Consider the following 21,001-nt stretch of genomic DNA (forward strand, 5'->3'; position numbering starts at 1 on the left):
GCGCGGCCGGACGTGGTCACGGGTTGTGGTGGTACGGCGGGCAGGGGTCGTCACCCGGGGCCGTTGTTCAAATTTGAACCGCCGCTCTTCGACCGTACCGCGAAGTTCGAATTTGAACAACTGACGGATCGTCGGCGACTCGCGGAGCCCGTCCGGGCCGGAGAGGGTGGAGGCATGGCTCAACACAGGCACCACCGACGGGAGGCGCGGACCGGCACCCCGTACCCCGAGGCGCTGGACGCCTTCGGCGAGCGCGTCCGGCTCATCACCCCCGGCCAGTGGGACTCCCCCACGCCGTGCAGCGACTGGTCCGTCCGCGACCTGGTCAACCACCTCACCGGCGAGCAGCTCTGGGTACCCGAACTGCTGATGGGCGCCACCGTCGGCGAGGTCGGCGGACGCTTCGACGGCGACGTGCTCGGCGACGACCCGGTCACCGCCTGGACCGACGCCGCCGAGGCCGCCCGGGAGGCCTGGACCGTCCCCGGCGCCACCGAGCTGACCGTCCACCTCTCCTTCGGCGACACCTCCGGCCAGTACTACCTGGACCAGCTCACCACCGACCTGGTGATCCACTCCTGGGACCTCGCCGAGGGCATCGGACGGCTCACCCGGCTCCCGGACGGGCTCGTCGGGTTCGCGCTCGGCGAGTTCGCCGGGTACGGGGACCTCTCCGGCAGCGGGCTCTTCGACCCGCCGGTGCCAGTGCCCGAGGACGCCGGACCGCAGACCCGGCTGCTCGCCCTCGCCGGGCGGCAGGACGGCGGGTGACCGGGCGGCGGCGCGCAGGGTGACCGGACTGCACGACGGAGGGTGACCGGCCGCGCCCGCGCGTGAACGGGCGTGCCTCCGGGTGAACGGGCCGGCGCCGGATACTGGAAGGCGACGGGGGAAGTCTTCCGTGCGAGAGGCGGGCGGGCCATGAGCCGCAGGCCTGACATCCTCGGCGAGTTCACCGCCGACCACCGGGCGGCGATCGAGCTGCTCGACCGGATCGAGTCCGCACCGGCCGACGACCCCGGGCGCGGCGAGCTGATCGCCCGGCTGACCGACCTGCTGTTCACCCACTGCGCCGCCGAGGAGGAACACCTCTTCCCCGTGGTGCAGCACGACGTGCCCGACGGCGGGGCGCTGGTCTTCCGCAGCATCCACGACCACCTGGCGATCGGGCAGTACCTCGCCGACCTCCAGGGGCTCGGCCCCGCCGACCCGGCCCTCGGCACCCTGTTGCGCGGCCTCGCCGAAACCCTGCGACGGCATCTGCGCGACGAGGAGGAGCAGCTCTTCCCGGCCGCCCGCCAAGCCCTGCCGGCGGCGGCCCGCACCGCCCTGGGCGACCGGCTGCGCGCGGACCGGGCCGAGCTGGACGCCCCGGGCTGATCAGGCCCCGGGTCGATCGGCGCCCCGGGCCGGTCGGTTCTCCTGGCCGGTCAGTCCCCCGGACCGATCGGCTCCCCGGCTCCGGTCAGTCCTTCGGGCCGATCACCGCGAACCGGGCGCCCTCGCGGTCCCGCAGCCGGGCCACTCGCCCGTACGGGGAGTCGAAGACCGGCCCGAGCGCACCGCCGCCCAGCTCCACGGCCCGGGCCAGCGCCCGGTCGGTGTCCGGGACGGCGAAGGACACCTCCCAGTGCGGCGGCATCCCGGCCGGGCCGCCCGCCTGCTCCTTGGCCAGCGCCGCGACGCTGTGGCCCTCGGCGCGCAGCACCACCCGGTCGTGCTCCCAGCGGACGTCGAAGCGCTCCGGGTCCCGGCCGTCCCAGCGGAACACCTCGCCGTAGAACAGTGCCGCCGCGAACGGGTCCGGGGTGCGCAGCTCGATCCAGACCGGCGCGCCGGGCACGTCCAGCTTCCGGGCCCGGCCCGGCGGGCCCTCCCAGATGCCGAACACCGCGCCCGCCGGGTCCGCTGCGAAGGCCACCCGCCCGGCGTCGAAGGTCAGCGGGCCGACCGCCAGCGTCGCGCCGCGCTCGCGCACCGCGTCGGCGGCGGCGTCGGCGCTCTCCGTCCCGAAGTAGCTGGTCCACGCGACCGGGATCGCCCCGAAGCCGGCCACGCTCAGTCCGGCCACCGCCTCCCCGCCGGTCACCGCGTGCACGTACGGGCCGAAGCGGTCCGGCCCGGGCTCGAACTCCCAGTCGAGCAGGGGCCCGTAGAACTCCTCGGCATCGTCCAGGTCCCGGGCCATCAGGCTCACCCAGCACGGTACGGCCGCCACACAGCGCACCCTGGCGGCCGTCTCACCGCTGCCCATCGCGAACCTCCTCTGCCCACCCGACCGCCGGGCCCCTCCCGGCTCCGACGACCCACCGGCCGCCCGGGACGCCCACAGCCTAGGCCGCCACCCGCACCGCCCCGGGGACGCCATGCCCGGGATCAGCGCACCCAGTTCTTGAGGGGCTCGGTGTCCAGGGAGATGCCCACCGGGTCGGGCAGCTGGACGGCCTTGCCGAAGGGGAGGGTGTGGACCGTCTCGTAGCGGACGCCGTCGGGCCGGCTGAACACCCTCGCCTCGGCGCTGTCCCGGTCGATCAGCAGGTAGACGGGGATACCGCTCTCGGCGTAGACCCGGGACTTCTCCACGCGAGCACGACGGTCGGCGTCGGAGTCGTAGGAGGTGACCTCCGCGACCATCAGGACGTCATCCGCGTTGGCCCACTCCCCCTGCCCGGCGACGGTGCCGTGCGGAGCGAGTGTGCCGTCCGGATGCGCACGCCCGTCTCGGCACGACTGAACCTGCAGACCGTGGTCGTACATCCACAGCTCGGGCCGCGACTGCACGCAGACCTGCGTCAACCACTCGATGATCATGCCGTGGTCGCCATCCGGCGCGGGTTTGATCCCCAACTTCCCCTTGAGGAGCTCCAGCCGGATACCCTCGACCGTCCGACCCAGGTGACGGGCGAACTCCTCGAACTGCTCGGGCAGCATCTGCGGGCGCTCGGAGATCGCAGCCACGGGCCCCTCCTTCTCCTGGACACCCTTCGGCTCAACGAGGTCCCCGGCGAGTGGTTACGGGCCGCTCGGCACAGATCGCAGCCCAGTCGGCCGAGGCGCGCCCCCCGGGCGTGACGCAGGTCACATGGGGGGCGGAAATTCCGGGGACGGATTCCCCGTTTGCGAGTACGTTGGAAGAAGCGGGGAGAATTTCCCCGGTATCCTGATGAGGAGCAGTCGTCGTGACCACCACCGCCGAGTCGGTCCGTCCCGCCGGGAGCGCGCGTACGCCGAAGTTGCGTGCGGACGCGAGCCGGAACCGGGAGCGGATCGTGCTGGCGGCCCGGGACGCGTTCGTCGAGCACGGTGCGGACGCACCGCTGGACGAGATCGCGAAGCGGGCGGGGGTCGGCAATGCCACGCTGTACCGGAACTTCCCGGACCGGGTGGCGCTGATCCACGAGGTGGCGGTGCTCGTCAAGAACCGCATCCTGGCCCTCGCCGAGACGGCGACGGCCGAGGCGGACGCTCCTGACGGCGGCGGCCCGTTCGACGCCCTCCAGCGGTTCGCGCACGCGTCCGTCGGGGAGAAGGTCGGCGGTCTCTGCACCCTGTTCAGCAACCATGTCGACCCGTTCGACCCGGAGTTGGCCGAGATCCGGGAGCGCCTGCAGGCCGCCGTGGGCGGGCTGATGGAGCGCGCCCGGGCCGCGGGCGAGCTACGGTCGGACGTCGACCACGGTGACCTGTTCATCGCGATGAGCCAGCTGACCCGGCCACTGCCGAACACCGCCTGCCGACTGCTCGACGACTTCGTCCACCGGCACCTGCAGATCTTCCTGGACGGCCTGCGCGCGCCGGCCGCTTCGGTGCTGCCCGGCCGGGCCGCGACCTTCGAGGACTTCCAGCCCCAGAACTGACCCGACCACCAGTACCGACCGCCCGACGGCGCCCTGTCGCGCCCCGGCACACCCTTTCACCGCACCTTCCCGGTGCGGCAACCCGCCGTTCCCGTACGGCACTCGACCGTTCACGCACACCACACGCACCGTGAAGTGAGTACCCCCATGTCTCAAACCGACGCCCGACCGGCGACGCTGCCCGATCCCCGGCGCTGGAAGGCACTGATATTCATCGGCCTCGCCCAGCTGATGGTCGTCCTCGACGCCACCATCGTGAACATCGCCCTGCCGTCCGCGCAGCGCGACCTGGGCATCTCCGACGGAAACCGCCAGTGGGTGATCACCGCCTACGCGCTGGCCTTCGGCGGCCTGCTGCTGTTCGGCGGCCGGATCGCGGACCTCTGGGGCCGCAAGCGGACCTTCATCGTCGGCCTGACCGGCTTCGCCCTCGCCTCCGCGCTCGGCGGCGCCGCGGCCAACACCGCGATGCTGCTCGGCGCCCGCGCGCTCCAGGGCGTGTTCGGCGCGCTGCTCGCGCCGGCCGCGCTGTCGCTGCTCGCGGTGAGCTTCACCGAGGCGCGTGAGCGCGCCAAGGCCTTCGGCATCTACGGCGCGATCGCCGGTGGCGGCGGCGCCATCGGTCTGATCCTCGGCGGCCTGCTCACCGAGTACATGAACTGGCGCTGGACCTTCTTCGTCAACATCCCGTTCGCCATCGTGGCCGCCGTGGGCGCCGTGCTGGTGATCCGCGAGCCCGCCGAGGGCCGCAACCGCAACCGGCTGGACGTCCCCGGCGTGCTGCTGGTGACCACCGGCCTGGTCGCGCTGGTCTACGGCTTCACCCGCGCCGAGTCCGACGGCTGGTCGTCCGGCAGCACCATCGGGCTGTTCGTCGCGGCCGCCGTACTGCTGACCGCCTTCGTGCTGGTGGAGCGCCGGGTCAAGGCCCCGCTGCTGCCGCTGCGCGTGGTGCTCGACCGCAACCGCGGTGGGGTGTACCTGTCGCTGGGCATGGCCGTGATCGGCATGTTCGGTCTGTTCCTCTTCCTGACCTACTACCTGCAGATCGTGCTCGGCTACAGCCCGGTGCTGACCGGCGTCGCCTTCCTGCCGATGGTGGCGGGCATGATCACCGGCTCGACCCAGATCGGCGCCCGGCTGATGACCAGGGTCCCCGCGCGCTACCTGATGGCGCCCGGCTTCCTGGTCGCCTCGGCCGGCATGTTCCTGCTGGCCCACATCGGCGTGGACACCTCGTACCCGGCGCTGATCCTGCCCGGCCTGGTCCTGATGGGCCTCGGCATGGGCACCGCGTTCATGCCGGCCATGAGCCTCGCCACCCACGGCGTCCAGCCGCGCGACGCGGGCGTGGCCTCGGCCATGGTCAACACCTCGCAGCAGGTCGGCGGCGCCATCGGCACCGCGCTGCTGAACACCATCGCGGCCAGCGCGACCACCGGGTGGCTGGCCGCGCACGCCACCGCGGCGGCCACCTCGCCGGAGGCCGCCAAGGCGTTCCAGTTCCAGGGCATGGTGCACGGCTTCTCGACCGCGATCTGGGTGTCCTTCGGGATCCTGGTGGCGGCGGCCGCGGTCGCCTTCACCTTCGTCAACGCCGGCCGGCCGGGTGCCGCGGCGGGCTCGGACACGGGCGCGGCGAAGGAGAACGAGGTGCCGGTGCTGGTGCACTGACGGCCGGGGGTTTGCTCGGGTGCGTACGCGGCCCGTCCGGTGTCCTGGAGGACACCGGGCGGGCCGCTCGCCGTTCGGGGCCGCGGAGCCAGGGGACCGGGGGGCCGCGGAGCCAAGGGGCCGGGGGCCGGGGGGCCGGGGCCGGGACCGAAGCCCCGAAGGACTCCGGGGAGCCGCCGAGGACCCCGGGGTGGAAGTGGGGATCACTCCCCGATTATGGTGGCCCTCAGTGCGAATCGGGGACTCCTCCCCGTTTCCTTTGGACCGAGGTGCGTGCACATGACCCGGAATCAGAGCCCTGGGCGGGGGCAGCGGGCCGCCGACTGGGCGGACGGCCGGCTGGGGATCCACTCCCTGGCCAGGGCGAACCTGCGGAAGATCTTCCCGGACCACTGGTCCTTCATGCTGGGCGAGATCTGCCTCTACACCTTCCTGATCATCATCCTGACCGGTGTCTGGCTGACGCTGTTCTTCAAGCCCAGCATGGGCGAGGTGGTCTACGCGGGCTCGTACGTCCCGCTCAAGGGCGTCCCGATGTCGGAGGCCTACGCCTCCACGGTGGACATCAGCTTCGAGGTCCGCGGCGGACTGCTGATCCGCCAGATCCACCACTGGGCGGCGATCGTCTTCGTCGCCGCCATGTTCGTCCACATGATGCGGGTGTTCTTCACCGGCGCGTTCCGCAAGCCGCGCGAGATCAACTGGGTCTTCGGCTTCCTGCTGCTCTTCCTCGGCATGCTGGACGGCTTCTTCGGCTACTCGCTCCCGGACGACCTGCTCTCCGGCACCGGCATCCGGTTCATCGAGGGATCGATCCTCGCCGTCCCGCTGGTCGGCACGTACATCCAGATGTTCCTGTTCGGGGGCGAGTTCCCCGGCCACGACATCGTGCCGCGCTTCTTCACCATCCACGTGCTGCTGATCCCGGGCATCATGCTCGGCCTGCTCGTGGCGCACCTGATCCTGGTCTTCTACCACAAGCACACCCAGTGGGCAGGCCCCGGCAGGACCGAGAAGAACGTCGTCGGCATGCCGCTGATGCCGGTCTACCTGGCCAAGGCCGGCGGGTTCTTCTTCCTGGTCTTCGGCATCATCGCGCTGATGGCCGCGATCGCGACCGTCAACCCGATCTGGGCGTACGGCCCGTACCGGCCGGACCAGGTCTCCACCGACGCCCAGCCCGACTGGTACATGGGCTTCGCCGAAGGCCTGATCCGGATCATGCCCGGCTGGGAGGTCGGGCTGTGGGGGCACACCCTCAATCTCGGGGTGCTCATCCCGTTCGCGCTGTTCCCGCTGGTCCTGGGTGCCATCGCCGCCTACCCGTTCCTGGAGGGCTGGGTGACCGACGACAAGCGGGAGCACCACCTGCTCGACCGGCCGCGCAACGCGCCCGTCCGCACCGCGCTCGGCGCCGCCTGGATCAGCGTCTACCTGGTGGCGCTGGTGGCCGGCGGCAACGACCTGATCGCCACCCACCTGCACCTGTCGCTCAACTCCATCACCTACGCCGCCCGCGTCGGCTTCTTCGCCGTCCCGGTCGCCGTCTTCGCCATCACCAAGCGCTGGTGCCTGGGCCTCCAGCGCCGGGACCGCGACAAGGTGCTGCACGGGCGCGAGACCGGCGTCGTCAAGCGCCTGCCGCACGGCGAGTTCACCGAGGTGCACGCCCGGCTCTCGCCGCGGGAACTGCACCGGCTCACGGCGCACGAACAGCCCCGCCCCCTCGAACTGCCCGCCCCGGTGGACGAGAATGGAGTGGCCCGCCCGGCCGGTGTGCTCACCCGCACCCGGACCCGGCTCTCCCGCGGGTTCCACGGCGAGGGCAGCCGGATCCCCAAGCCCACCGCCGAGGAGTTCCGCGAGATCACCGAGGGCCACGGGCACTGACCCGCACCCCCGATGGCACAGGGAGGACAGGTGCACCACCGAACCGACCGGCTCGCCGACAGCAAGTACCTCCTGCTCACCACCTTCGACGAGGACGGCAGCCGGATGGAATCGCAGCTCTGGGTGGTGCCCGACGGCACGGCCCTCGGGGTCTGGGCCCCGGCCCACTCCGGCGAGGCCGAACGGATCCGCCGCCACCCCCGGGTGCTGATCGGCCCCTGCGACGCCCACGGGCGCCCCACCGGCCGCCCGGTCCCCGCCCGGGCGCGGCTCTGCGACGCCGACGACACCGCCCGCTACCGCACCTCGCTGATCAACAAGTACGGCCTGACGGCGCTGGTCGTGCTGGCCCGCAGCCGGTTCCGGGTGGGGCTGGCCGGGACGGTCGGCATCCGGATCACGCTGAACGAACTGGAACAGCGGCTGGTCGGTCCGGACTGGCAGCCGCCGAGCGGCTACTGCGTCAACTGACGGGCCGCGTCAACTGACGGACCGCGTCGGCTGACGGGCCGCCGATTCCCCACGGAGTGCCGGGGCCCCGGAAAGGGCGGCCCCGGCGCTCGGCGCTTCCGAAGCCGTTCACGACGGCGGATGGGAGGTCACGGCGGCGGGCGGGGCGTCGGGGACGCCGGGACGGGCCCGGGGCCCGCGGGCCGGACGTCAGGACAGCGGGTGCGTCGGGACCGGGCTGACCTCCTGGATCTCGCCGTGGGCCTTGGTGAGCAGCTGCGAGGCGAGCTCGTTGAGCGCGCGGGCCCCCGCGATCTCCTCACCGACCCTCAGCTGTTCCGGGTCGGAGGGGTGGCGGCTGCTGTAGCCGTGGGCGCGCAGTTCGCTCCCGTCGCCGAGCCGCAGCAGCGCGGCGGCGCTGGTCCGCGGTCCCTCTTCGCGGAACTCCATCTCGATGTGCCAACCGACCAGAGTCTGCATGGCGGATCACCTCCATCGGTTACTCCTCCAGAGTGCGCCGCACCCACCGTGAACACCAGGCCAGCCCGACGGGGGCAGCATCCGGGGCCGAGTTGAACACGTTCAACTCGGCCGCGTAGAGTCGGCGGCGCAAGCCATTTGAACACGTTCAAGGGGGTGTGCCCGCGATGGGAAAGGGCACCACGGAGCTGGTCGACCTGCTGATCCTGCTCGGCATGGGCGCCGTCGTCCCGCTCGGCCTCGCCCTCGTCGACGAGCCCGGGCTCACCCGGATCCGCCGGCTCTGGCCGCTCGCCGCCGTACCCGGCGCGCTCTCGCTCTGGCTGCCCCGCGGCGGTCCGGCCACCGGCTGCGCCCTGCTCTACGCGCTCGGCACCCTGGCCGTCGCCCTGCACGCGCCGCTGCGGCTGGCCCGCACCCGCTCGCTCGCGCCCGCCGAGATCGCGGTGCTCACCGCGCTCGCCGCGCCCTCGGTGGCCGGGGTCGCCCTCGTCGCCGAACGCTCCGGCTACCCACTGTTCGGCTTCGAACCGCACATCCTGGCGCTCACCGTGCCGCACTTCCACTACGCCGGGTTCACCGCCGCCCTGGTCGCCGGACTGGTCTGCCGCGCCGCCCGTCCGGACTCGGCCGCGGCCCGCTGCGCGGCGCTCAGCGTCCCGGCGGGCACCCTGCTGGTGCTGGCCGGATACTTCCTCGGCAACTGGTGGCAGTTCGCCGGGGCCGCCGTACTGACCACCGGAATGTGGCTGGTCGGCCTGGTCACCTGGCGCGAACTGCGGCCCCGCAGCGGCGATCCCGTCACCGCCCGGCTGCTCGCCGCCTCCTCGGCCGTCCTCGCGCTCACCATGCTGCTCGCCCTCTGGTGGGCACTCGGCCGGGCCGCCGGACTCCCCCACCCGACCCTGACCTGGATGGCCGCCACCCACGGCGTCGGCAACGCGCTCGGCTTCGCACTCTGCGCCCTGCTCGCCTGGCGCCGGATCGCGGCTGATCGGACTGCCGCGGGCCGGACCGCCGTGGACCGCACTGCCGAGGAACGGACCGCCATGGACCGGACCGCCGCGGCCCGGACCGCCGCCGACGCAACGGAGAGCGCTCGATGAACGACTACAGCTACCCCGAGCAGGGCGCCAGCCGCACCGGCGAGCTGCCCGCCGGCTACAACCACCTGCGGCACAGCGCACTCATCGGCCACGGCCGCCCCGCGCTGGAGGCCGCCGGCGCCGCCCTGCTCGACTGGCGGATGCACCGGCTCGCGGGCGTCCGGATCGACGCGGCGGCCGACCGGGCCGCCCCCGGCGTCGCCGTGCGGTGCGCCATCGGCCTCGGCCCGCTGCGGGCCGGCGCCCCCAACCGGGTGCTGGCCGCGGTCGACGGCCCGGACCGGTACGGCTTCACCTACGGGACCAGGACCGGGCACCTGGCCCGGGGCGAGGAGACCTTCCTGGTCGAGCTGACCCCGGACGGCGGGGTCCGGTTCTCCGTCACCGCCTTCAGCCGACCGGTCGCCCGGTACGCCCGGCTCGCCGGCCCCCTGCTCCCCCTCGCCCAACGCGCCTTCGCCCGCCACTGCGGCCGCGTCCTGACCCGGATCGCGGCCCGGGCCGGCTGAGCACCGGCCACCCCCACTCACCCGACGCACCTTCACCCACCACCGCGCACGCGCACCGACCCGGAACACGGCGCGGGCCGGCCGACCGGACGGTGGTCGGGTGGGTCTGTGGGGGCGTAAATCCGCTCGTCGGGGCGGTGGTCCGTTCGGGATGATCGGCGGATGATGTCGATACGACCGGTCCTGGAGATCTTCGCCCCCGACGGCTTCGCCCTCTGGCCGACGGGCAGCCACGAGCCGTACGGGAGCCTCACGCTGAACGGGCGGCTGACGGCGGCCGAGGTCGGTACGGCGGTGTGGCGGCTGGCCGACTGCAACGACGTCGAGCCCGAGTCCGAGCAGGCCGAGGAGCGCGGGCCGCGCCCGGCGGACTCACTGGGCGGCTTCCTGCACGGGCTGCTCACCGAGTCGCACCCGTACGCCCCCGGCGGCCTGGTGGTGACCGACTCCGTCACCGGCGCCGTCTTCGAACCGGGCTGCTGCAACGGCCTGGAGGACTGGCGCGAGTGGCTGAACGTCACGGACGGCTCCGGCACGGCCTGGTTCGGGCACGACCCCGACGCCCGGGCCGAGTGCGTCGGCCGGGTCGTCCGGCTGACCCGGGACGCCGAGAGCGGAGAGGACCCGGTGATCGAGCTGCCGGTGGACGAGCTGCGCCGGCTGCTCGCCGGGGCCGAACGGGACCTGCGGGACTTCCTCGCCCTGGCCACCGGCTGGGCCGGACAGCAGCTGCCCGAGCACGCCGCCGCCGTCACCGCCGCGCTCGCCCGGGCGCTGGACCTGGAGCCGGCCCCGGGGCTTCCGTCATGACCAGCTTCCACACCCACCGGGCCCGGGTGCACGACACCTCGCTCCCGCCGTACCGGCGGCACAGCGCGCTGCGCACCTGCCTGACCCGCTTCGCGCCGTACGGCCTGCGGGCGACGTACCACCACCTCACCGTCAGCGCCCGGGTGCCGCGCTTCCTGGAGACCGACCCGGAGTCGCTGGTCCACGCGGTGGACGAACTGCACGAGGCGCGCGAGCTGTGGCGGGCCCGGGCCGAGGAGTACGCGGCGCGGCGCCGGGTGCAGAAGCGGGCCGGGCAGCGGCGGGCGCCGGAGACGGCGTGGTGGCACCAGCGCTGGTGGGGATCGCCGAACGCGGCCTGGGACCATGACCCGTTCCTGCACCCGCCGTTGCGGCTGCCCGACTACGTCCGGCGGCAGAACGCGCTGCTGGACGGCGCCGAGCTGCCCGGCTGCCCGGCCTGCGGGGAGCAGGGCACGCCGGTGGGGATCCCGACCGGGCACGGCCGCGCCGAGCTGTGCCGCGGCTGCGCCCGGGTGCTGACCCCCTGTGGCTGCGGGCGGTGGCACAGCTTCGAGCCCGCGCTGCGGGTCGGCTGGAGCCGGACCTGGCAGCGGGAGCACATGACCGGCACCGGCGAGCCGAGCCCGCACTGGCCGGGTGTGCGGGGCACGGCCCGGGTGGAGCGGCTGGAGTCGTACACGGTCGACCTGGAGTCAGGTGTGGTGCGCCGGGACCGCGACCAGTAGCGCGCCGCTGTCCTGGACCCGGACCTCGAAGTGGTCGATGTCCCCGGGCTGGAGGGCCGCCCCGCCGGTGGTGCGCACGGTGCCGTCCCCGCCCCCGTAGCCGCTCGCGGGGACGGACCAGCTGGTGACCGTCTGCTGCTCGCCGGTGCGCGAGACGGCGACCAGTCGGCACGTCAACGGGCCTTGGACGCCGGAGAGTTGCAGGCTCACCCGGCTGCCCCAGGCGGCGCCGTCCAGGCCGACGGTGGCGTGCGCGCCGGTGCTCGGGTCGGTGGCGCTGAACTGCTCGGCCATCGCGACCACGGCGGGCGCGTGCTCGGCGGTGAGCACCGCGGCGGTGACGGCGGGGCCGGCCGCCACCATCGCGGTCGCGGCCAGGGCCAGCACCAGCCGCCGGATCCGGCCCCGCCGCCGGGTGCTGCCGACCTCGGCGACCAGGCGGTCCAGCAGCCGCGGGTCCGGTTGCGGGGCGGGGCCTGCCGGGTCCGTTCCGGCCGCCCGCGCGGTGGCCGCGTACTCGGCCAGCATCGGCTCCACGGGGCCGAGTTCGGCCACCTGTTCGGCACACTGCGGGCAGTCGGCGAGGTGCAGTTCGAAGGCGGTCTGCTCGGCGGGCTCCAGCAGGCCGAGGACGTACGCGCCGACGTCCGCGTGCTCCGGCCCGCCGGCGGGGGTCCGGTCGGGGTCCGGGTCGGGGTGTCCGGTCACGATGTCACTCCCCGTTCCTCCAGCGCGAGCCTGAGCGAGCGCAGCGCGTAGAACACCCGCGAGCGCACCGTCCCGGCCGGGATGCCGAGTTCGGCGGCCGCCTCGACGGCCGTGCGGCCCTTCAGACAGGTCTCGACGATGATCTCCCGGTGCGCGGGCGAGAGGTCGGCCAGTGCGTCCGCGACGGTCATCATCCGCAGGGCCCGGTCGATCTCGTCCTCGGCGGGCAGCTGCTCCAGCACCGCGGCGTCCACCTCCCGCGGCCGGGCCATGGCGCTGCGGTGGCCGTCGATCACGATCCGCCGGGCGACCGTGACCAGCCAGGGCCGCAGTGAGCGGGCCTCCGGGTCGAGCCGGTGGATGTTGCGCCAGGCTCGGACCAGCGTCTCCTGCACCACGTCCTCGGCCCGCTGCCGGTCCCCGGCGACCAGGTGGAGCACGAACCCGAACAGCGGGCCGGCGTGCTCCCGGTAGAGGGCGCGCATCAGCTCCTCGTCCGGCGCCCCCGTACCGCGGCCGCCGGTGCGTCCGCCGGGGTGCTCCTCGGTCACCACTTCATCGTTGCGCACCCGGGCCTCCCGGTCGAGGACGGTCGGGACCGGTCAGTAGCCCGGGGTGCTGGGCATCGGGTTGCCGGGCGCCGGGTTGCTGGGCGCCGGGGTGCCGGGCATCTGCGGGGAACCGGCCGCGGTGCCCGCCCTGCCACCGCTCGGGGTCAGCGCGAACCAGGTGCCGCCGACGCCCTGGCCCTTGGTGTCTCCGGGCTTGGTGTCCGGCGAGTAGCGGTAGGCCGGCCAGCCGTTCAGGGTGACCTGCTCGGTGCCGTCGGCGCGGGTGACGGTGCCGACCAGCTTGCTGTCGATGCCCTTCACCGTGACGTTGCCGTTGGCGTGCTCGGGCGGCCAGATGACGGCGCAGCTGCCGTTGCAGGAGGACTCCGGCGGGCTGTTCCGGTCCTGGTCGAAGCGGTAGAGCGTGAAGCCGGCGCTGTCGGTGACGATCGTGCCCAGCTTCGGGTCCTGGGCGGTCTGCATGGTGGCGCTCGCCGGGGCGCTCGGGCTGCTCGACGGGTGCGACGAGCCGCCGGACGACCCGCAGCCGGCGATCAGGGCGGCGGCCGCGATGCCGGAGGCGGTCAGGGCCAGGGTCCGGCGGGTGCGGAGTGTGGTGGGCATGGGGTGCCTCCCGCGGGGGAAGGGGTCGGGGCGGACCGGACACCCCTCTGTACGGGTGGTGGCCGCCGAGTGCTCAACCCCGGCGCGGGGAGTTCCCCGCGCTCCCCCGCGACTCCCCCGGAATACGCCGCCGACCGGCACCGTTGTGCCGGGCGACGGTCTGAGCCGCCACCTCCGGAAGGGAAGGAATCACGAGATGAGCAGCACGGTCGAGCTGACCAAGGAGAACTTCGACGACATCGTCCCGGGCCCGGAGGGCAAGGACTTCGTCTTCATCGACTTCTGGGCCGGGTGGTGCGGGCCGTGCCGCCAGTTCGCCCCGGTGTTCGAGAAGGCGGCCGAGCGCCACCCCGACCTGGTCTTCGCCAAGGTGGACACCGAGGCGCAGCACGAGCTGGCCGCCGCGTTCGAGGTCCAGTCGATCCCGACGCTGGCGATCATCCGCGAGGGCGTACTCGTCTTCTCGCAGCCCGGCGCCCTGCCGGAGACGGTGTTCGAGGACCTGATCAACCAGGCCCGCAACCTGGACATGGCCGATGTGAAGCGCAAGGTCGCCGAGGAGAGCGCGGCCGGCGGCCAGGCCTGATCCGGACGCGGCCGGGCCCGGTCCCGACCCGGCCGGGCCCGGTCCGGACGCCCGAGGGCCCGGGGAGCACCGTCTCCCCGGGCCCTCGCCGTACCCGGCCGCGGCCGCTCAGGCCGGTTCGGCGCCCCAGGCGGCGAGCCGGTCAGCGAGCGCCCGCACCTCGGCGCGCAGCGCGGCGGGCTCCCGGACGGTGAACGGCCACCCCAGGCCGGCCAGCAGCACCGCGAGGCCGTCGAGGTTCTGCGCCCGGGCCCGCAGCAGCACGCGGTCCTCGGCGAGTTCGGTGAGCGTGCCGACGGCGGGCGGAAGCCGGCGGCGGGCCTCGGCGAGGCCGACCCCCAGCTCCACCTCCACCCGGTGCCGCCAGGGCGCGCCGGCCAGTGACTCCACCACCCGCTGGACCGGGTCGAAGTCCTCGGGCGGCTCGAAGCCCGCCTCGCCCTGCTCGACCCGGGTGATCCGGTCCAGCCGGAAGGTGCGCGGCTCGCCGCTCCGGTGGTCGAGGCCGGTGGTGTACCAGCGCCCGGAGTGGAAGACCAGCCCGTACGGGTCGAACTCGCGCTCACTGGGCCGGTCCTCGCGGTCCCGGTAGGCGAGCCGCACCCGGCGCCGCCGGCGGGCCGCCTCGGCCAGGGTGAACAGCGCTGCGGCGGCCGGGCCCGGGCCGGTGGCCGGGACGGCGGTGAGGCCGAGGGTCTGCTCGACGGCGGAGACCCGGTCGCGCAGCGAGGGCGGGAGCACCCGCTGGATCTTGGCGAGGGCGGTCCCGGTGGCCTCCTCCCCCACCGACAGGCCGGAGCTGCGGCCGGCCAGCAGGCCGAGCACGACGGAGACGGCCTCCTCCGGGTTGAGCATCAGCGGCGGCAGCCGGTAGCCGGGCCGCAGACGGTAGCCCCCGTAGCGGCCCCGGTCGGCCTGGACGGGGATGCCGAGCTCGGCCAGCCGAGAGGCGTAGCGGCGGACGGTGCGCTCGTCCACGTCGAGCCGGGCGGCCAGTTCGGCGCCGGTCAGGCCGGGGCGGTCCTGGAGCAGTTCCAGCAGGGCGAGGACACGGCTGACCGGGTGCTCCACCGCGCGTTCCTCCCGTCTCCCCGCCGGTTCCGTACCGACTCCGAACCGACTCCTCGCCGCCTCCGGGCCGCCTCCGGGCCGCCCTTGCGGACGCCTCTTCCGCGGACCCCTTCCGGACGCCGTCCGGACACCCTCCGGACGCGCGGGGACGACGCGGAGGAAATGCGGGCGACTTCTGTCCGGATCCGATCCTAGAGTCGGCGGTGGAGGAGGCCCCACCGCGGCGAAGCCCTCCCACGGGCCCCTCGACGCCTCCGGCCCGTCGAGGCCTCCCCCGGCATTCCCAACGACGAAGGAGCGATCCGCCATGAGCACGTTCGTACTGGTCCCCGGATTCTGGATCGGCGCCTGGGCCTGGGACGAGGTGGCCGAGCCGCTGCGCGCGGCCGGGCACCGCGTGTACGCCGTCAGCCTGCCCGGATTGGCCGAACGCGCCGTCGAGACGGGCGAGTTCGGGCTGGAGGACCACATCGCCGACCTCGCCGCACTGCTGGTCCGGGAGGACCTGTCGGACGTCGTCCTGGTCGCGCACAGCGGCGCCTGCGCCCCGGCGGGCGGGCTCGCGGACCGGATGCCGGAGCGGATCCGCCGGGTGGTCTACCTGGACAGCGGCCCGCTGATCGACGGCTCCGCGGTCCAGGACCTCTGGGAGCCCGACTACCGGCGGACGGCCGAGGCCTCGCTGGTCGACGACCGTCTCCCGATGCCGTCCTGGGAGTACCTGGCCGAGCACGGCGCCAGCGTGGCGGGACTGGACGGGGCCGCCCTCGCGCGCATCCGCTCCCGCGCCACCGCGCAGCCGGCCGGGGCGTTCCGGGACCGGCTGCGGCTGACCGGCGCCGGGGCCGCGCTGCCGCAGGCGCTGGTCTCCTGCTCCTTCCCGCTCTCCCAGGTGCGCGAGCTGATCGCCGCCGGGCACCCGTACTTCGCCGGGATGTCCGGCCCGAACTGGGAGCTGCGCGAACTGCCCACCGGGCACTGGCCGATGTTCTCCCGTCCGGCCGACACGGCGGCCCTGCTGGCGGAGCTGGCCGCGCTCTGAGTCCGTCGGCCCGGCCCGGCCCGCTCCGTTCCGTCCGGCGCCGGGCCGCCGGGCTGTCCCGTCCGCGCCCGACGGTGTGCCCCACGGCGCCCTCGGCGTGTCCGACCGTCGCGCAACCGCGCCCGGACCGGCAGGATGGGGCCCACGCCGTACCCGAGCGAGGAGCGAGCACACGCCCGCCACCCCGCCGTACGGGCCGGGGTGGCCATCGAGACGACGGAGGACAGGGCATGACCAGCACCGCCGAGGAGTACGACGTCATCGTCCTGGGAGCCGGGCCGACCGGCGAGAACGTGGCCGACCGGACGGTCGCCGCCGGACTGAGCACCGTGATCGTGGAGGCCGAGCTGGTCGGCGGCGAGTGCTCGTACTGGGCCTGCATGCCCAGCAAGGCGCTGCTGCGGCCGGTGGCCGCGCTGGCCGACGCCCGCGCGGTGGCCGGCTCCCGGGAGGCGGTCGACGGCCGGCGGCTGGACCCGGCCGCGGTGCTGGCCCGGCGGAACTCCTTCGCCTCCGACTGGAAGGACGACGGCCAGGTGCGGTGGCTGCGGGACACCGGCATCGAGCTGGTCCGCGGCCACGGCCGGCTGGCCGGGGTGCGGACGGTGACGGTGGAGGCCGAGGACGGCAGCGAGCGGATGCTCACCGCCCGGCACGCCGTCGTGGTGTGCACCGGCAGCCGCCCGGTGCTGCCCGCGCACGTGCCGGGGCTCGCCGAGGCCCACCCGTGGACCAACCGGGAGGCCACCGGCTCGCAGACCGTCCCCGGGCGGCTGGCCGTGGTCGGCGGCGGGGTGGTCGGGGTGGAGATGGCCGCCGCCTGGCGGGCGCTCGGCTCCGAGGTGGTGCTGCTGGTGCGCGGTGACGGGCTGCTGCCGAGGATGGAGCCGTTCGCGGGCGAGCTGGTCGCGGAGGGCCTGCGGGCCGCCGGGGTGGACCTCCGCTTCGGCACCGAGGTCACCGCGCTGGAGCGGGCGGACGGCTCCGGGCCGGTGACCCTCGCCCTCGACGGCGGCGGCACGCTGACCGTCGACGAGGTGCTGTACGCGACCGGCCGGGCCCCGCGCACCGCCGACGTCGGACTGGAGCAGGTCGGCCTGAAGCCGGGCGACTGGCTGGAGGTGGACGACAGCTGCACGGTACTCGGTGTGGACGGCGAGTGGCTCTACGCCGCCGGGGACGTCAACCACCGGGCGCTGCTCACCCACCAGGGCAAGTACCAGGCCCGGATCACCGGCGCGGCGATCGCCGCCCGCGCCCAGGGGCTCTCGCTGGACACCTCGCGCTGGGGCGCGCACGCCGCGTCCGCCGACCTCGCGGGCGCGCCCCAGGTGGTGTTCACCCAGCCCGAGGTCGCCGCCGTCGGTCTGACCCGGGCCGCCGCCGAGGCGGCCGGGCTGCGGGTGAAGACCGTCGACCACGAGATCGGCTCCGTCGCCGGGGCCTCGCTCTACGGCGACGACTACCGCGGCCGGGCCCGGGTGGTCTTCGACCTGGACCGGAAGGTGCTCGTCGGCGCCTGCCTGGTCGGCCCCGGGGTGGCCGAACTGCTGCACTCGGCCACCGTCGCGGTGGTCGGCGAGGTGCCGATCGACCGGCTCTGGCACGCGGTGCCCTCCTACCCGACGATCAGCGAGGTCTGGCTGCGGCTGCTGGAGGACTGCCGGGGGTAGCGACGCACGGTCTGCGGACGGGCACCCGGGCGGCCGGCGCTCCTGCGGGCGGTCACCCCGCCCGGGCGGCGCTCCCGCGGGCCCCGGACGGCCCTCGTTCGTGTCGGCCTCCCGGGTGACCGGCGCGGCGAGATGTGGCCACCGGTGGTCGGCGGGACACTGGCAGTCGGGGGCCGTCCCGGGGGGCCGTGCACATGACCAGGTGGTGTGAGGCATGACCGAGGTGCTGTTGGCCGTCGGAACCGAGAAGGGCCTCTTTCTCGGCCGCAGCCGCGACCGGCTGACGTGGGAGTTCAGCGGGCCGCACTTCCCGATGAACGCGATCTACTCGGTCTCCATCGACCGCCGCGACGGCCGGACCAGAGTGCTGGTCGGCGCCGACAGCAGCCACTGGGGGCCCTCCGTCTGGCGCTCCGACGACCTCGGCGCCGGCTGGTACGAGCCGCCGCGGCCGGCCATCCGCTTCCCCGAGTCCACCGGCGCCTCGCTCACCCGGGTCTGGCAGCTCCAGCCCGCCGGGGCGGAGGCCCCCGGCGTCGTCTACGCGGGCACCGAACCGGCCGCGCTGTTCCGCTCCACCGACGGCGGCGAGAGCTTCGCGCTGGTCGAGCCGCTCTGGAACCACCCGCAGCGGTCGCAGTGGGGCGCCGGGTACGGCGGCCAGGGCCTGCACACCATCCTGACCGACCCGCGCGACCCGCAGCGGCTGCTGGTCGCCGTCTCCAGCGGCGGCGTCTACCGCAGCAAGGACGGCGGCGACAGCTGGCAGCCCTCCAACACCGGCCTGCGCGCCGAGTTCCTCCCGGAGGAGGGCCAGTACCCCGAGTTCGGCCAGTGCGTGCACAAGATCGCCCAGGACCCCGTCCACCCGGACCGGCTCTACCTCCAGAACCACGGCGGCGTCTACCGCAGCGACGACTGGGGCGCCGGCTGGCACTCGATCGTGGACGGGCTGCCCGCCGAGTTCGGCTTCGCCGTGGCCGCCCACCCGCGCCGGGCCGGCACCGCCTATCTCTTCCCGCTCGGCGGCTCGGACGACCGCATCCCGCCCGGCCGCCGCTGCCGGGTCTTCCGCACCACCGACGGCGGCACCAGCTGGCAGCAGCTCGCCCAGGGCCTGCCCGGCGAGGACCACTACGGCATCGTGCTGCGCGACGCCCTGCGCACCGACGACGCCGACCCGGCGGGCATCTACTTCGGCAACCGGACCGGCGACGTGTACGGCAGCCGCGACGAGGGCGAGAGCTGGTCGCTGCTGCTCTCCCACCTGCCGGACGTGCTCTGCGTCCGGGCCGCGGTGGTGGCCTGAAATAACCGGTTGCCGTGCGGCAGGACCTCGGTGAGCATGGGCCGCCGACGAACGATCGCACGATTGTGGGGTGGGCCATGGCCGAGGACTGGGTGGTCAGGCGGGGTGCCGACGGCGAGCCGGTGCTGCGCTACCTGCTGGACGAGCGGGAGGGGCGGCCCTGGGCCGACCTGCTGGAGGTCCTGGACGGATCGGTGGACGCCGCCGGGTTCATCCGGGCCGAGCTGCCCGGCTGGGTGGTCTCCGGCCCTCCCGCGCTCGGGCAGGAGCTGGTGACGCACGGCGCGCGGGTGCTGCGGCACGCCCACACCTTCCGCCGCGACCTGCGCGCCGATCCCCCGCCCGCCGACTGGGCCGGGACGCCGCTGCGCGAGGGCCTGCGGACGGTGCCCTGCGACCGCGCGCCCGAGGAGCTGTACGAGGCCTGGCGGGGCGCGTTCCACCCCGGCCACGTCGACTTCTACCCGGGCGAGAAGGCCCAGGTGCTGGCCGAACGGCTCGGCCTGCTGCTCGAAGGGAAGGCCATCGGCCCGGTGCTGCCGTCCAGCCTGCTGGCGGTGGACGCCGAGGACGGCGTGGTCGCCGGGCTGATCCTCACCGACCGCGACGGCCGGCCGTGGATCGCCGACGTCTTCCGCCACCCGGAGCGCGGCTACCGCGGCCTCGGCGCCGACCTGCTGCGCCGCGCCGTCGGGGACGCCGCCGCGCGCGGGCTCGCCGATGTGACCCTCGTGGTGTCCGAGGGCAACCCGGCCCGCCGGCTCTACGAGTCGCTGGGCTTCCTGCTCCAGGAGACCTCGCTCACGGTGGTCGTGCCCGACGCGGCCTAGCCAGTACTGCACGGTCAGCACCGTTGCGGTACTGGCCCTTGTCCTTGTGCCCGCCCTCGACGCGGGCGCCGCGCACCACGACCATGGTCAGGCCGACCGCTACCAGCAGCTCCGCCCAGAAGAACGCCGCGTAGTCCAGCAGCGAACCGATCGGCGGGTTGCCGGGCGCGGCGTTGCGCATCCCGACCAGGGCGAACAGCGTGGCCGCCATCCAGCCGAGGGCGGGCCAGACGATGCCGCGCCGCTGCCGGACGATCAGCCAGGCCGCCACCAGCACGGACAGCGCCAGCGCCCACATCGCGGCCATCATGAACCAGGCCAGGATGAAGGTGCTGCGCGAACGGCTGATCCGCTCGGTCACCGCGACGCCGGAGCCCTCGCTCACGTCCTCGCTCCGCCGGAAGACGAAGAAGGGGTCGGCCTCCGTCAGGCCGATCACCACCGGGACCGGACGCCCGCCGACGGTGGCCTGGAAGCCGACGATCGCGTTGTAGCGGTCGAACGGGTAGTCCGAGAGCCGCCCGTCGAAGAGGTTGAAGGACACCGCGCTGGAGCCGGCCTGCTGGCCGGCCGGGTACCTGAGCGTGGTCTGTTCGAGCGAGGTGGTCTCCAGCACCACGTCCCCCGCCGGGACCAGCAGGCTGTCCGCCTGCCCCAGGGCGCCGTGCGGCTGGACCAGGACCTTCGCCGTGAGCGTCTGCGCGGCCGCGTCCACCCGCTGCAGCGTCACGTCGACCTCCAGGAAGTCCGGCCCGGGCGCGGCGCCCACCACCTGGGCGTGGCCGCGGCTGGAGCGCTCGTTGAGGTAGAGCAGCAGCCCGGCCGCGCAGAACAGCAGGATCGCCGCCAGTACCGCGTACGGGCGCCAGGGCGCGACCCTGGGCACCGGCGCCGCGGCCCGGGTGGCCCGCACCCGGGCGTGGATGCGGACCCGCGGCCGGGCCGCCGGGCGCGTGCTCCGGACGGCCCGCCGGTGCGGCGGCGCGCTCATCGGCCTGCTCCCACGGTCGGCGGTGGCGGCTCCGGGTGCCGCCTGTCCCGCCACCCTCCGGGCGGCCGCGGCCGGGGCGCAACCGCACGGGGCCGATCGGGGCGGCCGGACG

23 protein-coding genes are annotated in these 21,001 nt (G+C 74.4%); 15 read left to right on the top strand and 8 right to left on the bottom strand.

The features are described from left to right. The first annotated feature begins 174 nt into the window (after positions 1 to 174). On the top strand, positions 175 to 771 hold the full coding sequence (locus ACFVVA_RS24930; protein WP_387692771.1) for a TIGR03086 family metal-binding protein: 597 nt from the start codon (positions 175 to 177) through the stop codon (positions 769 to 771). 150 nt (positions 772 to 921) lie between these two features. Beyond that, positions 922 to 1,380 carry a hemerythrin domain-containing protein gene (locus ACFVVA_RS24935; RefSeq protein ID WP_387692773.1) on the top strand — a complete coding sequence of 153 codons (459 nt, stop codon included), beginning with the start codon at positions 922 to 924 and terminating at the stop codon, positions 1,378 to 1,380. Positions 1,381 to 1,465: 85 nt separating this feature from the next. Here the strand turns inward: ACFVVA_RS24935 and ACFVVA_RS24940 are convergent, their stop codons facing one another. Together ACFVVA_RS24940 and ACFVVA_RS24945 are read right to left on the bottom strand one after the other, a co-directional pair. Beyond that, positions 1,466 to 2,254, bottom strand: coding sequence for a VOC family protein (locus tag ACFVVA_RS24940; protein ID WP_387692775.1), 789 nt, complete (start codon positions 2,252 to 2,254; stop codon positions 1,466 to 1,468). Between the two features lie 122 nt (positions 2,255 to 2,376). After that, entirely contained in the window at positions 2,377 to 2,958 is a 582-nt protein-coding gene (locus ACFVVA_RS24945; protein WP_387692777.1) for a Uma2 family endonuclease, read from the bottom strand. Positions 2,959 to 3,179: 221 nt separating this feature from the next. Between ACFVVA_RS24945 and ACFVVA_RS24950 the strand changes: the two genes are divergently transcribed. The 4 genes from ACFVVA_RS24950 (at position 3,180) to ACFVVA_RS24965 (ending at position 7,892) form a co-directional block, all read left to right on the top strand. Continuing rightward, positions 3,180 to 3,857: a TetR/AcrR family transcriptional regulator gene (locus tag ACFVVA_RS24950; protein ID WP_387692779.1), complete on the top strand. Its 678-nt coding sequence runs from the start codon at positions 3,180 to 3,182 to the stop codon at positions 3,855 to 3,857. Between the two features lie 147 nt (positions 3,858 to 4,004). After that, the gene (locus ACFVVA_RS24955) at positions 4,005 to 5,531 is read left to right on the top strand and encodes an MFS transporter (protein WP_387692781.1); all 1,527 of its coding nucleotides are present in this window, start codon (positions 4,005 to 4,007) and stop codon (positions 5,529 to 5,531) included. A 279-nt stretch (positions 5,532 to 5,810) separates the two neighbouring features. Then, on the top strand, positions 5,811 to 7,421 hold the full coding sequence (locus ACFVVA_RS24960; protein ID WP_387692782.1) for a cytochrome bc complex cytochrome b subunit: 1,611 nt from the start codon (positions 5,811 to 5,813) through the stop codon (positions 7,419 to 7,421). A gap of 30 nt (positions 7,422 to 7,451) precedes the next feature. Then, positions 7,452 to 7,892 carry a PPOX class F420-dependent oxidoreductase gene (locus ACFVVA_RS24965; RefSeq protein WP_387692784.1) on the top strand — a complete coding sequence of 147 codons (441 nt, stop codon included), beginning with the start codon at positions 7,452 to 7,454 and terminating at the stop codon, positions 7,890 to 7,892. Between the two features lie 189 nt (positions 7,893 to 8,081). Here the strand turns inward: ACFVVA_RS24965 and ACFVVA_RS24970 are convergent, their stop codons facing one another. Continuing rightward, positions 8,082 to 8,351, bottom strand: a complete 270-nt coding sequence (locus ACFVVA_RS24970) for a DUF1876 domain-containing protein (protein WP_359900185.1) — start codon at positions 8,349 to 8,351, stop codon at positions 8,082 to 8,084. 167 nt (positions 8,352 to 8,518) lie between these two features. Between ACFVVA_RS24970 and ACFVVA_RS24975 the strand changes: the two genes are divergently transcribed. The 4 genes from ACFVVA_RS24975 (at position 8,519) to ACFVVA_RS24990 (ending at position 11,504) form a co-directional block, all read left to right on the top strand. After that, positions 8,519 to 9,457 (top strand): YndJ family protein, encoded by a 939-nt coding sequence (locus ACFVVA_RS24975; RefSeq protein WP_387692787.1) that lies wholly within the window; start codon positions 8,519 to 8,521, stop codon positions 9,455 to 9,457. Beyond that, on the top strand, positions 9,454 to 9,966 hold the full coding sequence (locus ACFVVA_RS24980; protein ID WP_387692789.1) for a DUF1990 family protein: 513 nt from the start codon (positions 9,454 to 9,456) through the stop codon (positions 9,964 to 9,966). Before ACFVVA_RS24975 ends, ACFVVA_RS24980 begins: the two co-directional genes overlap by 4 nt. A gap of 162 nt (positions 9,967 to 10,128) precedes the next feature. Continuing rightward, complete coding sequence (locus ACFVVA_RS24985) at positions 10,129 to 10,776, top strand: hypothetical protein (protein WP_387692791.1); 648 nt, start codon at positions 10,129 to 10,131, stop codon at positions 10,774 to 10,776. Then, positions 10,773 to 11,504 (top strand): hypothetical protein, encoded by a 732-nt coding sequence (locus tag ACFVVA_RS24990; RefSeq protein WP_387692793.1) that lies wholly within the window; start codon positions 10,773 to 10,775, stop codon positions 11,502 to 11,504. Before ACFVVA_RS24985 ends, ACFVVA_RS24990 begins: the two co-directional genes overlap by 4 nt. Here ACFVVA_RS24990 and ACFVVA_RS24995 read toward each other — a convergent pair. From ACFVVA_RS24995 to ACFVVA_RS25005, 3 genes are read right to left on the bottom strand one after another with little or no spacing between them, the layout of a single operon-like run. Continuing rightward, positions 11,472 to 12,212 carry an anti-sigma factor family protein gene (locus ACFVVA_RS24995; protein ID WP_387692795.1) on the bottom strand — a complete coding sequence of 247 codons (741 nt, stop codon included), beginning with the start codon at positions 12,210 to 12,212 and terminating at the stop codon, positions 11,472 to 11,474. The genes ACFVVA_RS24990 and ACFVVA_RS24995 overlap by 33 nt on opposite strands. Then, positions 12,209 to 12,781: a sigma-70 family RNA polymerase sigma factor gene (locus ACFVVA_RS25000; RefSeq protein ID WP_387692797.1), complete on the bottom strand. Its 573-nt coding sequence runs from the start codon at positions 12,779 to 12,781 to the stop codon at positions 12,209 to 12,211. Before ACFVVA_RS25000 ends, ACFVVA_RS24995 begins: the two co-directional genes overlap by 4 nt. A 33-nt stretch (positions 12,782 to 12,814) precedes the next feature. Further along, the gene (locus tag ACFVVA_RS25005) at positions 12,815 to 13,387 is read right to left on the bottom strand and encodes a hypothetical protein (RefSeq protein ID WP_387692799.1); all 573 of its coding nucleotides are present in this window, start codon (positions 13,385 to 13,387) and stop codon (positions 12,815 to 12,817) included. Positions 13,388 to 13,583: 196 nt separating this feature from the next. Between ACFVVA_RS25005 and ACFVVA_RS25010 the strand changes: the two genes are divergently transcribed. Next, complete coding sequence (locus tag ACFVVA_RS25010) at positions 13,584 to 13,973, top strand: thioredoxin family protein (protein ID WP_387692801.1); 390 nt, start codon at positions 13,584 to 13,586, stop codon at positions 13,971 to 13,973. A 108-nt stretch (positions 13,974 to 14,081) separates the two neighbouring features. Here the strand turns inward: ACFVVA_RS25010 and ACFVVA_RS25015 are convergent, their stop codons facing one another. Then, a complete protein-coding gene (locus ACFVVA_RS25015) occupies positions 14,082 to 15,044 on the bottom strand; it encodes a helix-turn-helix transcriptional regulator (protein ID WP_387692803.1) in 963 nt (320 codons plus the stop codon). Positions 15,045 to 15,351: 307 nt separating this feature from the next. Between ACFVVA_RS25015 and ACFVVA_RS25020 the strand changes: the two genes are divergently transcribed. The 4 genes from ACFVVA_RS25020 (at position 15,352) to ACFVVA_RS25035 (ending at position 19,898) form a co-directional block, all read left to right on the top strand. Then, entirely contained in the window at positions 15,352 to 16,086 is a 735-nt protein-coding gene (locus tag ACFVVA_RS25020; RefSeq protein WP_387692805.1) for an alpha/beta fold hydrolase, read from the top strand. A gap of 230 nt (positions 16,087 to 16,316) precedes the next feature. Beyond that, positions 16,317 to 17,759, top strand: coding sequence for a dihydrolipoyl dehydrogenase family protein (locus tag ACFVVA_RS25025; protein WP_387692807.1), 1,443 nt, complete (start codon positions 16,317 to 16,319; stop codon positions 17,757 to 17,759). Between the two features lie 214 nt (positions 17,760 to 17,973). Beyond that, positions 17,974 to 19,068, top strand: a complete 1,095-nt coding sequence (locus ACFVVA_RS25030; protein WP_359900164.1) for an exo-alpha-sialidase — start codon at positions 17,974 to 17,976, stop codon at positions 19,066 to 19,068. 77 nt (positions 19,069 to 19,145) lie between these two features. After that, positions 19,146 to 19,898, top strand: a complete 753-nt coding sequence (locus ACFVVA_RS25035) for a GNAT family N-acetyltransferase (protein WP_387692809.1) — start codon at positions 19,146 to 19,148, stop codon at positions 19,896 to 19,898. Here ACFVVA_RS25035 and ACFVVA_RS25040 read toward each other — a convergent pair. After that, on the bottom strand, positions 19,870 to 20,889 hold the full coding sequence (locus ACFVVA_RS25040) for a DUF4436 family protein (protein WP_387692811.1): 1,020 nt from the start codon (positions 20,887 to 20,889) through the stop codon (positions 19,870 to 19,872). The genes ACFVVA_RS25035 and ACFVVA_RS25040 overlap by 29 nt on opposite strands. Between the last annotated feature and the right edge of the window lie 112 nt (positions 20,890 to 21,001).

Origin of the sequence: Kitasatospora sp. NPDC058048, from assembly GCF_042885555.1 — a bacterium.
Taxonomy (GTDB): domain Bacteria; phylum Actinomycetota; class Actinomycetes; order Streptomycetales; family Streptomycetaceae; genus Kitasatospora; species Kitasatospora lactacystinica.